General features: G+C 44.7%; 13 protein-coding genes. 8 read left to right on the top strand and 5 right to left on the bottom strand.

Annotated features, from left to right (window positions below):
• Nucleotides 1-183 precede the first annotated feature (183 nt).
• Genes thiL through ndk form a run of 4 tightly spaced genes read left to right on the top strand, consistent with a single transcriptional unit; the run spans nucleotide 184 to nucleotide 3,444 of the window.
• Entirely contained in the window at nucleotides 184-1,167 is a 984-nt protein-coding gene (gene thiL / locus PHX29_06275) for a thiamine-phosphate kinase (GenBank protein MDD5605494.1), read from the top strand.
• Nucleotides 1,160-1,630, top strand: a complete 471-nt coding sequence (tsaE, locus tag PHX29_06270) for a tRNA (adenosine(37)-N6)-threonylcarbamoyltransferase complex ATPase subunit type 1 TsaE (GenBank protein MDD5605493.1) — start codon at nucleotides 1,160-1,162, stop codon at nucleotides 1,628-1,630. The genes thiL and tsaE overlap by 8 nt, the downstream gene beginning before the upstream one ends.
• Before the next feature lie 4 nt (nucleotides 1,631-1,634).
• Nucleotides 1,635-2,990: a tRNA (adenosine(37)-N6)-threonylcarbamoyltransferase complex dimerization subunit type 1 TsaB gene (tsaB, locus tag PHX29_06265; protein ID MDD5605492.1), complete on the top strand. Its 1,356-nt coding sequence runs from the start codon at nucleotides 1,635-1,637 to the stop codon at nucleotides 2,988-2,990.
• Between the two features lie 22 nt (nucleotides 2,991-3,012).
• Nucleotides 3,013-3,444: a nucleoside-diphosphate kinase gene (ndk, locus tag PHX29_06260; GenBank protein ID MDD5605491.1), complete on the top strand. Its 432-nt coding sequence runs from the start codon at nucleotides 3,013-3,015 to the stop codon at nucleotides 3,442-3,444.
• Between the two features lie 7 nt (nucleotides 3,445-3,451).
• Here ndk and rsfS read toward each other — a convergent pair whose 3' ends face one another.
• A complete protein-coding gene (rsfS, locus tag PHX29_06255; GenBank protein MDD5605490.1) occupies nucleotides 3,452-3,814 on the bottom strand; it encodes a ribosome silencing factor in 363 nt (120 codons plus the stop codon).
• 75 nt (nucleotides 3,815-3,889) lie between these two features.
• Between rsfS and PHX29_06250 the strand changes: the two genes are divergently transcribed.
• The 3 genes from PHX29_06250 (at nucleotide 3,890) to PHX29_06240 (ending at nucleotide 7,335) form a co-directional block, all read left to right on the top strand.
• Nucleotides 3,890-4,729, top strand: coding sequence for a TIM barrel protein (locus PHX29_06250; GenBank protein ID MDD5605489.1), 840 nt, complete (start codon nucleotides 3,890-3,892; stop codon nucleotides 4,727-4,729).
• Between the two features lie 216 nt (nucleotides 4,730-4,945).
• Nucleotides 4,946-6,892: an ATP-dependent zinc metalloprotease FtsH gene (gene ftsH / locus PHX29_06245; protein ID MDD5605488.1), complete on the top strand. Its 1,947-nt coding sequence runs from the start codon at nucleotides 4,946-4,948 to the stop codon at nucleotides 6,890-6,892.
• Nucleotides 6,893-6,930: 38 nt separating this feature from the next.
• Nucleotides 6,931-7,335, top strand: a complete 405-nt coding sequence (locus tag PHX29_06240) for a molybdenum cofactor biosynthesis protein MoaE (GenBank protein ID MDD5605487.1) — start codon at nucleotides 6,931-6,933, stop codon at nucleotides 7,333-7,335.
• On the opposite strand, the gene PHX29_06235 is transcribed toward PHX29_06240, so the two are convergent.
• The 4 genes from PHX29_06235 to rsmI are packed head-to-tail and all read right to left on the bottom strand — an operon-like array spanning nucleotide 7,319 to nucleotide 11,088.
• Complete coding sequence (locus PHX29_06235; GenBank protein MDD5605486.1) at nucleotides 7,319-8,290, bottom strand: polyprenyl synthetase family protein; 972 nt, start codon at nucleotides 8,288-8,290, stop codon at nucleotides 7,319-7,321. The two genes, PHX29_06240 and PHX29_06235, sit on opposite strands and share 17 nt — an antisense overlap.
• A 12-nt stretch (nucleotides 8,291-8,302) precedes the next feature.
• Complete coding sequence (gene metG, locus PHX29_06230; protein ID MDD5605485.1) at nucleotides 8,303-9,970, bottom strand: methionine--tRNA ligase; 1,668 nt, start codon at nucleotides 9,968-9,970, stop codon at nucleotides 8,303-8,305.
• Between the two features lie 36 nt (nucleotides 9,971-10,006).
• Nucleotides 10,007-10,243, bottom strand: coding sequence for a hypothetical protein (locus PHX29_06225; protein MDD5605484.1), 237 nt, complete (start codon nucleotides 10,241-10,243; stop codon nucleotides 10,007-10,009).
• A gap of 35 nt (nucleotides 10,244-10,278) precedes the next feature.
• Entirely contained in the window at nucleotides 10,279-11,088 is an 810-nt protein-coding gene (rsmI, locus tag PHX29_06220) for a 16S rRNA (cytidine(1402)-2'-O)-methyltransferase (GenBank protein MDD5605483.1), read from the bottom strand.
• A gap of 235 nt (nucleotides 11,089-11,323) precedes the next feature.
• Between rsmI and PHX29_06215 the strand changes: the two genes are divergently transcribed.
• The coding region (locus tag PHX29_06215; GenBank protein ID MDD5605482.1) for a GuaB3 family IMP dehydrogenase-related protein at nucleotides 11,324-12,221 on the top strand (898 nt) is incomplete at its 3' end.

Below are 12,221 nucleotides of genomic sequence, written 5' to 3'. Positions count from 1 at the left end.
TGCCCTAGCCTTCGTCCTTTTCCTCCAGCTAGTATGATGAGGCTGTTATTACGAGACAAAATATTATTTGGCGCTACCCACCCCCTTATATTTTATTTTACCATCCTCGTCAATACCTGTCGCCCCTCTATCCTTACTGGTTTGTTGTAGCTTCATTAAAACAGGTGATATACTTGCAAGCGAATGGAAATTTCGAAAATTGGCGAATTTGGCCTCATAGAATTGATAAAAAACACCATTGGCAATCACCCCGATTTACAACTGGGAATAGGTGATGATGCTTGTGCATGGAATACCCGTACCAGCATCCAACTAGCAACCACAGATAGCTTGATTGAAAATGTTCATTTTGAACCCAAACTAACTAGCTGGCGCGATCTGGGCTATAAAGCACTGGCAGTTAACCTCAGTGATATTGCTGCCATGGCAGGAATTGGTTCGGTTGCCCTGGTTTCACTGGCGTTGCCGGGAAATATTCAATCCGAGGATATCATTTCTTTTTACCAAGGCATGCTTGAGTTAGCCCAAGAAACCGGCATTGCGATTGCAGGCGGTAATGTAAGCCGCTCACCGATCATTAATATAACTGTGACTGTAATTGGTACCGCTGGCTTATCTGGTAAAATACTCAGGCGTTCTGATGCTCGCGAAAGAGACCTGATTGCCATTACTGGTTATCCGGGTTGCGCAGCAGCAGGCCGCATGGTTTTATCCGGTCAACTGAAGGTTTCCAAGGAACAAGCTGACCAGTTACTCAGCTGTTTCCTCAGGCCTCACCCACGCCTTGAGCAAGGAAATATTCTGGCATGTGAGGGAGCCAGTGCTGCTATTGATATCAGTGATGGCCTGCTTTCAGACTTACAGCATATACTTTCTTCAAGCAATGTCAGCGCAATCATAGATGTTGGCAAGTTGCCACTGAAACCGCTGCTCAAAGCCGGCCTTCCGCATCACCAAGCAGTAGAATTGGCTTTAGGAGGCGGTGAAGATTATGAATTATTATTCACTGCCAGCGAAAGTGTAATGGAAAAAATTGCTGCAACTATCGGCAAAGGCTTGAGCATTATAGGTACCATTACCAGTGCTCGTTCAGGTAGCATAAAGCTAGCTGGAAATTTTACCTCATTCGATAATCTGAAGAGAGCCGGGTGGAATCATTTTGGTTAATAATCAGCCCTCTTTTGTCTTTACCAGCCAAAAACCGACACATACAATTACGATGGGGATAAAAATCGGGAAAGCTGCCACACCAGGAGATGTAATCCTGCTTATCGGTAACCTGGGAGCCGGAAAAACTTGCCTTACGCAAGGTATAGCCAAAGGATTGGGCATCACCGAACAGGTTCAAAGCCCAACCTTTGTTCTGGCAAGGGAAATGAAGGGAAGAATTCCACTCTACCACCTGGATCTTTATCGCCTTGGAGATATTGCTGAAATTGACGGGTTGGGTATAGATGAGTACCTTTACGGAGATGGATTAACAGTGATAGAGTGGGCAGATAAGGGACTGGAACTCATGCCCCCAAACAATCTAACTATTTTCTTTGAAACCACCGGCGAAAAAAGCCGCCTAATGAAATTCCAGCCCACCGGTAAACGTTATCAAGATCTGATGAAAGCTATCAGGTAAGCATATGTTAATTCTTGGCATAGATACCTCAACCCGGTACGCAAGTCTAGCTCTTGTGGAAGATGGGCGCATCCTGGGAGAATACACTTGGGAATGCAGGCATAACCACTCGGTAGAATTAATCCCGGCGCTGGAAAACCTGCTTGTAAAAACCGGTTTACAGATCAAAGATATTGGCGCTATAGGTGTAGCTATTGGCCCCGGAAGCTTTAACGGCTTGAGAGTGGGATTAAGTGTTGCTAAAGGTATAGCTTTCAGCTTGAATATCCCAATAGTCGGAATCTCCAGCCTTGAAGCTATTGCATTTTCCCAAGCGCAGCCAGGCATGCTTATTGCACCTATTATCAAAGCCGGGCAGGGTATTCTTTCAACCGCCTTTTTCATGTTAGAAGATAACGAATTGTCTTGTGTTAAAGAACCTTTCCTTGCCAAAATAGAAGATGTGCCAGAATTACTAGAACATAAGACCATATTATGCGGCGATATCGACGACAATACCCGGCAAATCCTCGAGGGGCGAGTCGGCAGTAGGATAGTTTTTCCTATTGAACGTAGCACGCAGGCATATGGCACTAATATTGCCATACTGGCAAATGCAAGGCTAAAAGCATCTCAACCTGATAACGTACATACTCTTGAACCTTTTTACCTAAAAAAACCGCATATCACCGATCCAAAAAACAAATCGCGAGGTTCGGCATCTACCCATATCTCTTCAAAAGCTGTGATATGGGATTTAGATGGGGTCATTGTAGATAGCGCCGATTACCACCTTCACGCATGGCAAGAAGCAGCCAAACCATTGGGAATTGTTTTTCCCGCAGATTATTTCTGGAAAACGTTCGGAACGAGCAATAATTCTATTGTGGCGGGATTAAATTTAAAACTTGCACCTGATGAAATAAAAACAATGATTTCCACCAAGGAATCGCTTTTCCGGCAAATGATTACAGAAGGCATAAAACCTCTTCCCGGAGCTATTGATTTGATTATAGGGCTTAAAAAGCGCAAAATATCAATGGCGATAGCCTCATCTGCACCATTAGACAATATCAGATGCATACTTAACACACTCGGTATTCGGCAGTATTTCAGGGCATTGGTTGGAGAAGACGATGTAAGCCAAGGCAAGCCGGACCCCGAGGTTTTTCTTAAAGCCGCCGAAAAACTTGGTGTTTCACCAGATAAATGCGTTGTAGTAGAGGATGCCATACAGGGAGTAAAAGCCGCCAAAAAGGCTCGTATGGCCTGCTTGGCTGTTGCTGGCACAGATTCGGCAGATAGTTTAAAAGAAGCTGACTTAGTGGTTATGAGCCTGGCATGTATCAATACGGATGAACTGCTCGGCTTGATAAAATAACACCTGATTGAGAGGAGATTCAATGGAAAAATCACTTATTCTGGTCAAGCCGGATGGCGTTGAACGCGGACTTACCGGCACCATACTTGGCCGCTTGGAGGAGCTAGGATTAAAACTGGTTGCAGTGAGAATGCTACACGCAGATAAAGAGCTGGCAGAGCGCCATTACGCTATTCATCGGGATAAACCCTTTTTTCACGACTTGGTCAATTACATTACATCTTCACCCATAGTAGCTGCTGTATTCGAAGGTGACGACGCTGTCAGCCGCATACGTAAGGCTTGCGGTGCAACTGATCCGACCACATCTGAAAAAGGTACAATCAGAGGGGATTTTGGTTTAGATATCGGCCGCAACACAATACATGCTTCCGATTCTCCGGAAACCGCTGCAGAAGAGGTTGAGACTTTCTTCGGTAACTATGGACTTTGCGAATATACTCGTATGATCTAGTAAACTGCTAGGGAATTTGTACAACTGGATTTGCAGCAGGCCAGACGCTGTCCAGGTGGTAATATTCACGCTCAGCTGGAGCAAAAATGTGAACCACTACATCGATATAATCTATCAGAATCCATCCTGAAGATGCATCACCTTCTACATGGCGAGGATATACGTCAGACTGTTTTAAAGAATGAATAATTTCATCTCGGATGGCGTTAATCTGCCGATCTGATTCGGCAGTAAGTATAACCATATAATCGGTAAAGTTACATGCCTGGCGGGCATCCAGGAGAACAATATCTTCTGCCTGTTTGTCACTACCTATTTCTACTGCCCGCTGGGCTAAATCTATCGCTTCCAGAAGAAAACCTCCATTCAAATTTCTAGTTTCAATCTTCTATTATAACATAATTATTGAGCCACAATTTGCGGCTTTGTGATATACTCTCGCCCAATGAATACATTTCTATTCGGCACAGCCGGCATTCCCTTAAGCACCCCTGGTTCAAGCACCATCGATGGAATTTATCATCTCAAAGCCCTTGGCTTGGACGCACTTGAAATCGAATTTGTAAGGCAGGTATATTTAACTGAAAAAACAGCTTTAGAGACCGCAGAAGCCGCACGCGATTCTGTTGTTAAACTGTCAGCGCATGCCCCCTATTATCTTAATCTGAATGCCGCGGAGCCAGAGAAAACTGCCAAAAGCAGAGCGCTTCTTTTTAAGGCTGCCAGCATTGCATCATTAGCCGGAGCATACTGCCTCGTCTTCCACCCTGGTTATTACCTGAAAAACACCAGCGAAGATACTTTTAAGGAAATATTGACCAACCTGACGAAAGTAACATCACAACTGGAAGAAGCAGGCTCAATCATAAACTTAGCCCCGGAAACATCAGGTAAACCAAGCCAATTCGGTACTCTCGAAGAAATTCTCCAACTGTGTACTTCCCTTGGTGGTGTTACCCCTTGTATAGATTTTGCTCACCTGCATGCTTATTCTGGCGTTGTTAATACATACGAAGAATTTGCCGGTATTCTTGACCGAGTTAGCGCTATCCTTGGCAAAGAAGCGTTGGGCAAGCTACACCTGCACGTATCTGGCATTCATTATGGACTCAAAGGAGAACTCAAGCATCTGCCATTGGATGAATCAGATTTCAACTACCCCCAACTCTTGCAGGCGCTTATTGATGCTAATGCGGGCGGGGTGATTATTTGCGAAAGCCCGGCTATGGAAGCTGATGCGCTGGTATTGAAGACTAAATATCACCAGTTAAAAGCCAAACGATAATGTAATTGATGCACTGAAAGCCTTTTATATCACTTTTCTGAGCTAGCCTATATTATTAAACAGGTAGTTCTTAGTAAAAAAGCGGAATCACAAGGACCATTATAATCAATACATTCTGGTTGCATATACCCCCTCAGAGATTCCAATTTATTCATAATCTTTGTTACATGCTTCTTTTCTGATATAATTAGTTATTCATGATAGAGGTTTGTAGGTTTGAAAATTAATATTAAACGAAGTATTTTTATTTATGTTCTCATCGTAATGGCAGTGATCGCCTTTTTTACCTTTTCATCTCTGGGTAACGAAAAACCTTCTGATATTCCATTCAGCCAGGTAATTGACATGTCCCAGGAAGGCACTATCAAAGATATCGCTGTTGATGGAAACATCCTGAATATTACAGATATGAACGGTTCCAAATACCGCGCTATTAAAGAGTCAGGGGTTAGTATTTACGAAATACCCGAGCTTAACTTAGCCGGCGTAACAGTTGATATAGTTGAAGGTGGCATTAACTGGGGATCACTTTTTATCAACTTCCTGCCGCTGTTATTATTTGGCGGCCTCATCTTCTTCATGTTCTCACAGGCACGAGGCGCCAACAGTCAAGCCATGAGCTTCGGCCGTTCAAAAGCCAGGTTGTTTTCTGCTTCCAAACCTTCGGTAACATTTGCAGATGTTGCTGGGGCAGATGAAGCAAAACAGGAAATGTACGAAATTGTAGAGTTTTTGAAAAATCGGGAGAAGTTTCAAACACTTGGGGCAAGAGTTCCCAAAGGTGCCTTGTTGGTAGGAGCGCCAGGTACCGGTAAAACCCTGCTGGCTAAAGCAATTGCCGGTGAAGCTGGAGTACCTTTCTTTTCTATCAGTGGTAGCGAATTTGTGGAAATGTTTGTTGGCGTCGGGGCTTCCCGTGTAAGAGATTTATTCGAGCAAGCTAAACGTAATACGCCTTCTTTAATATTCATTGATGAGATAGATGCCGTCGGTCGCCAACGCGGAGCCGGTGTTGGTGGCGGCCATGATGAGCGGGAACAAACCTTAAACCAGATACTGGTAGAAATGGATGGATTCGATACCAATACCAGCGTAATTGTCATTGCAGCAACCAACCGACCGGATATTCTGGACACTGCTTTACTCAGGCCAGGTCGTTTTGACCGCCGTATCGTACTTGATATGCCAGATATCCATGGCCGTGAAGCCATACTCAAAATCCATTCTACGGGAAAACCACTCGACAAAGATATCAGCCTGGAATCCATGGCTAAACAGACAGTTGGTTTTTCCGGGGCTGACCTCGCCAATCTGGTAAACGAAGCTGCAATTCTGGCTGCCCGAAGAGATAAGAAAACCATTGGCCAGAAAGAGTTTGAAGAATCAATCGATCGTGTAATTGCCGGTCCGGAACGAAAAAGCCGCCGCATTAGCGCCAGGGAAAAAGAAGTCATCGCTTATCATGAGGCGGGCCATGCCCTGGTTGCCAGACTATTACCCAACGCTGATCCGGTTCACAAGATAAGTATTGTTGCCCGCGGAATGAGTCTTGGCCATACACGTCAACTTCCAGCAGAAGACCGCTATATAGAAACCTTTTCCCAGTACAAAGATCGCCTGGCTACATTATTCGGAGGAAGGGTTGCGGAAGAAATTGCATTTGGTGAACTTTCTACCGGTGCTTCTAATGATATCAAGGTTGCTACCGATCTGGCAGTTAAAATGGTAACCCAGTACGGCATGAGTTCGAAGCTGGGACCTCGTACATACGGAGAGCGCCAGGATATGATTTTCCTGGGCAGAGAAATTACAGAACAACGCAACTATGGCGATACCATTGCCGATGTGATCGATCAGGAAGTCAACGATATAATTAACGAAGCATACGATACCGCCAAACGTATTCTGACAGAAAACCGTGAAAGGCTGGACCATATTTCTAATCTTCTAATTGCCAAGGAAGGCCTGGAAGGTAAGGAAATGGAAGAGGCTTTCACCGGCCCCATGAACGGAAAAGGAGAGTCAGCAGAAATTGCTGCCAGTGCAGCCGAGCCCTCCGTTGATGATGACGTCACAATAACTGCAGAAGCCATCAATAACAATATTTCTTCCAATAAGCCAACTGCGCGTCCGGTAAAAAAAGCTAATCCTGATACAAGATAATAACAGTGCTATTTTATTAAGAGAGGTTTAAATAATTAATGATAGCTGTGACTGGTAAAGCCTTATCGCCTGAAGAAATAATAACCGCCACCAAGACTTCAGATTCCGGCTGTGTCGCCACCTATGTCGGTCTGATACGAGACAATAACCGGGATAAAATGGTTGAATATGTAGAATATATTGATCGCGGCCAAGACTCTGTGAAAATACTCCGGTCCATTGTTGAAGAAGCAAAAAAGAAGTTCCCCATCAACGATATGTCACTGGTACACCGAACTGGCAAGCTCAATGTGGGTGATATCAACCTGGTTATTGCAGTAGCCGCCGGTCACCGTCAGGAAGCCTTGGCAGCATGCTCATTTGCAGTGGATGAGTTTAAGGCCAGGCTCCCCACCGATAAACAGGAAAAATACCTTGATGGTACTACTAATTACGCCTTTTAACCATTGAATCAGCTAAAGCAAATAATGATTCCTTGCTAGGACTTTCCGGCAGGGAATCCAGGTTTTTGCAGGCTGTCCAGCTATATTCAAGCGCAGTCTGAATACACTCATCCAGAATTGAAGTATTTTTCACCAAGGCAATCGCTTCGGTGATATTATCAGCCGCATTTCCCACTCCCTCAAACAACCGACTAACGGGATTATCATTAGGATTTTGCTGGATGATCTTGAGAGATGGGAGAGTAATAGTACCTTGCAAAAGATCAGAAGCTACCGGTTTACCCAGTTCCTGTTCGGTTCCAATAAAGTCCAATACATCATCCATAATCTGGAAAGCAATGCCCAGGTTCATTCCATATTCTTTAAGTATGTGAACAGATTCTTCCGGGGCGTCACTGAGTACAGCACCAGTTTCGGTTGCCATTGCAAACAGAGATGCTGTTTTGCCAATAATCCTTTTAATATACTGATCGAACCGTTGATTCATATTAAAAGCACTGAAGCTCTGGCGTAGCTCTCCGGTTGAGATGCTGGCTAATGCTCCCGCAAATAGTTTAACAGCGCGGATACTTTCTGTTTCTGCCGCAAATTCTGCCGCGCATGCAAATAAATAATCCCCTAGTACTATAGCTTTATTGGCTCCCCAAATAGAATTAATGGTGGGTTTGCCACGACGCGTATCTGCTTTATCGATAGCATCATCATGGACAAGAGTCGCTACATGCAGCATTTCGGCGGAGGTGGCCATAAAGAGCAACTTTTCGGGGCGATAGTTATAAAAATTACCAGAATGCAGTACCAGCAGGGGTCTTAATAGTTTACCTCCGCCAAGTATCTGGCCAAGCATCTTGGTCGAATCAGGAAAATCGGTTATCCCGACCGGAGAAAAACTACACAGCTTGCTCTTTACCCGTTCCAGGTCCTGGCTAACCGGACCATAAATAATATCTTTCAACTTACCTCCACATTACTTGCCCAGCCGGCTGGTTTCCTCTTCTACCACTGAATCATCCAGCTTGGTGAACAGAGGTGCCGGTGCCTTTAGTATCTGGCCGGGTTCTAAATTCGTCATTTTCCACCCCTGGTCTTCAACCTTCCCGGAATAACCCAGATATTCATGCAATTTTTGGGAAGAAAACGGGAGGAATGGATACATCATCATTTTAAGTGTATCAATAACCGAAAGCGCAACATAAAGCGAAGTAGCTGCTTTTTGCCGATCTTGCTTAATAATTCTCCAGGGAGCTTTTTCTTCAAGATACCGATTGGCATCACCTGCTAAAGTCATAGCTGTGCGTATTGCCTCACGAAAACGGCAAGCAGCAAGCATATTATCAACATGCCTGAAGGCTTCTTCGATTTTATCAAGCAGTGCTATATCCACGGAATCAAAATCACCAGGTTCAGGAACAGCGCATTCGAAATTTCGGTAGGTCATGGTAAGCACTCGCTGTACGAGATTTCCGTAAGTAGCCACCAGTTCATCATTATTACGGCGCACGTATTCCCGCCAGGAAAAATCTGTATCGGATGTTTCTGGCATATTCACTGAAAGGAAATAGCGAAGTGGATCCGGATCGTAGCGGGAAAGATAATCCGGCAACCAAACCGCCCAGTTACGGCTTGAAGAGAGCTTTCGCCCTTCTATTGTAAGGTATTCGTTAGATGGTACGTCATAGGGAAGGTTTAAACCCCCGTAACCCATTAACATTGCTGGCCATATGATAGTATGAAACGGGATGTTGTCCTTGCCAATAAAATAATAACTTTTTACGTTTTCATCCTGCCAAAAATCACGCCATTTTTCCGGTTCACCGATATTTTGAGACCATTCTTTGGATGCAGAAACGTAGCCAATAACAGCCTCAAACCAGACGTATATCCGTTTTCCCGGATAACCTTCAATGGGAAGTTCAATCCCCCAATCGATATCCCGGGTAATTGCCCGGTCTTTAAGCCCATTTTCAAGATAACTTAAAGTAAAACGATATACATTGGGACGCCAGAGATCCTCTTTAGTTTTCACCCACTCGATCAGCTGGTTCTGAAAAGCCGAAAGTCTCAGAAAAAAATGCTCCGATTCTTTGAATTCCGGAGTAGTGGAACACAAACCACACCGGGGGTTTGTTAAATCCACCGGATTTAGTGGCTGCCCGCATTTATCACACTGGTCCCCCCGAGCACCATCATACCCACATAAGGGGCAATCTCCTTCAACATAGCGATCAGGTAAATAACGTTGGCACTTGGAACACCAGGGTTGAAGTACGGTGTCTTTGTAGATATCCCCCTGATTATAAAGCTTGAGAAATATATCTTGGGCAACCTTCGCATGATTCGGTGTATCTGTATGAGTGAAAAGGTCAAAAGAAATTCCAAGTTTATCCCATGATTCTAAAAAAGAATGGTGGTATTTTTGCGCAACTTCAGAAGGGGAAATACCTTCTTTTTCAGCCGAGATGGTAATCGGAGTGCCATGCATATCTGAACCGGTAACCATAAGCACCTGGTTCCCCTTAGCACGGTTATACCTGGCAAAAATATCGGGGGGCAGATAGGCACCTGCAATGTGCCCAAGATGAAGGGGGCTATTGGCGTAAGGCCAAGCAACACCAATATAGATGCGTTTATTCATAAGATTAAAATTACCAGTTAATAACGCGGTAGCGCCCTATCCCTGGCCAACCTCCGGTTCCGGCAGGAAAGTAAGAATCTGCTCTCCCTTTTCTTTCTTATAATGAGCATAGCCTTTCTCCAGGGCACATTTAACGCAGTAACGCACCGAGGTGCCGTTTTCAACTTCTACCCCGTTTTCTTCATCGATTACCAGATAGCGCTCGGGGTACGGTATCGCATTAGAACAAACATCGCACCTGACATTACCCAGTGATATGCAACCTCTTCGCATCTATTTTTCTACTCCTATTTTTGATTTAGCTGTTGTTAATCTTCAAGCCACGCACGGTATATTTCCCGGCGCTTCAAACCGGTTTCTCCGGCGATAATACTGACGGCATCTTTGACTTTTATGCCTGAGCTTTTCATTTCTTTAATGCGGCAGCAAAGCTCATCCCCATCACTATTTGCTGTTCTCTTCCAGCCTTCTATGACTAATGTAAATTCACCCTTTGGTTGTTCGAAATACTTTACTGCCTGGCTTACGTTTCCGCGAAATATTTCTTCGTATATTTTCGTCATTTCACGACAAACAGCTATCCGCCGATCACCAAGTACCTGCATTATATCACTAAGAGTACTAATTAGCCTATGGGGAGCCTCATACAATACCAAAGTAGCTGTTTGCTTTGAATGAACTGCTAAAAACCGGCATCTTTCTGCCTGTTTGCGCGGTAAGAATCCCAAGAACAGGAAACTATCCGTAGGCAAAGCGCTTGCCGCAACAGCACTTATGACCGCAGATGGTCCCGGCACTGGAACCACGCGGATACCTTTTTCTGCAGCAGCGACAACCAATTCGTACCCCGGGTCTGAAATACCGGGCATGCCAGCTTCTGAAACTACGGCAACATCCCCTTGTTCCAACTGCTGTAAAATAAAGGCTATTTTACCGGTACCGCTATGTTCGTAAAAGCTACATAATGGTGTTTCGATAGCGTACTTTTTTAACAGTATCCTGGTTTTGCGGGTATCTTCAGCAGCAATAAGTGCTACTTCTGTTAATACCCGAATAGCTCTCTGGGTAATATCTTCCAAATTACCAATTGGTGTTGCTACCAGGTAAAGGCAATACATAACGCTTAGCTCCAAAGCTGTAATTATAGCTTATATACCTGGTAGCGTCTAACTTTTATGCGCTGGAGGGAGTAGCATATACAATGAAAAAGTATCGTGTTATTTTGCCATAAAGCTACAATTAATTTAATTTAATTTCTAATATATCTTTATGTAATGTCGACGCGTGTCACTATGCTTGACTGATCATCGCCGGCTCTGTTATATTTTTAGGTTAATAAGGAGGAATACTTTAATGACTGGTCCCCACTTTAAACAACTTCGCCGAGCGTATGGTTTTGATGACGTTGCAATTGTCCCGGGTGATGTTACCATCAACCCGGATCAAACTGATGTAAGCCTGACAATTGGCAACATTAAATTAGATATCCCGATTCTTGCTTCTGCCATGGATGGAGTGACTGATGTTAATATGGCGATTGCCATGAGTAAAAATGGCGGTCTTGCCGTGCTTAACCTTGAAGGCGTTCAAACCCGGTACGAGGATCCAGATAAGGTCTTGGATCAAATTGCATCCTGCCCACAGGCTGAAGTCACTGCTCTTCTCCAAAAACTGTACCAGGAACCTATTAAAGAAGACCTGGTAAAAGAGAGAGTCTGCCAGATAAAATCCACCGGAGCAGTTTGCGCTGTTTCCGTAGCCCCAGCCAACACTAAACGCCTTGCTCCAATTGTAGAAGAAGCCGGTGCTGATATTCTTGTGGTAGCTTCCACGGTTACCAGCGCCAGGCATATATCCAAGAGTACACGCGGGCTGATCTTTGAAGAATTGTGCGAATCAATGAGCATCCCTGTGGTGGTAGGCAACTGCGTTAGCTATAGCGCTTGTCTTTCACTCATCAGAACAGGCGTTTCAGCTGTTCTGATAGGAGTTGGCCCGGGTGCTGCTTGCACTTCCAGAAGCGTTCTTGGCATCGGAGTACCACAGATAACCGCTACTATTGATTGCGCTGCTGCAAGGGATACTTATTATGAAGAAACCGGTCGTTATGTACCGATTATTACCGATGGCGGCTTCCATCGCGGAGGGGAAATCAGCAAGGCGATTGCCGCTGGAGCTGATGGCGTTATGTTAGGTTCTATCTTCGCCCAGGCACAAGGAGCCCCCGGAAGAGGTTACCACTGGGGTATGG

The organism is Dehalococcoidales bacterium (assembly GCA_028717385.1).
Taxonomy (GTDB): Bacteria; Chloroflexota; Dehalococcoidia; order Dehalococcoidales; family CSSed11-197; genus CSSed11-197.
This window is presented reverse-complemented; position numbering and strand designations above follow the sequence as displayed.

Bases quoted from the DNA above. Each gene is read 5' to 3' on its own strand.
- PHX29_06250 (MDD5605489.1), top strand. From the start codon at position 3,890: ATGAATACATTTCTATTCGGCACAGCCGGCATTCCCTTAAGCACCCCT.
- tsaB (MDD5605492.1), top strand. From the start codon at position 1,635: ATGTTAATTCTTGGCATAGATACCTCAACCCGGTACGCAAGTCTAGCT.
- PHX29_06240 (MDD5605487.1), top strand. From the start codon at position 6,931: ATGATAGCTGTGACTGGTAAAGCCTTATCGCCTGAAGAAATAATAACC.
- ndk (MDD5605491.1), top strand. From the start codon at position 3,013: ATGGAAAAATCACTTATTCTGGTCAAGCCGGATGGCGTTGAACGCGGA.
- rsmI (MDD5605483.1), bottom strand. From the start codon at position 11,088: ATGTATTGCCTTTACCTGGTAGCAACACCAATTGGTAATTTGGAAGAT.
- metG (MDD5605485.1), bottom strand. From the start codon at position 9,970: ATGAATAAACGCATCTATATTGGTGTTGCTTGGCCTTACGCCAATAGC.
- PHX29_06225 (MDD5605484.1), bottom strand. From the start codon at position 10,243: ATGCGAAGAGGTTGCATATCACTGGGTAATGTCAGGTGCGATGTTTGT.
- thiL (MDD5605494.1), top strand. From the start codon at position 184: ATGGAAATTTCGAAAATTGGCGAATTTGGCCTCATAGAATTGATAAAA.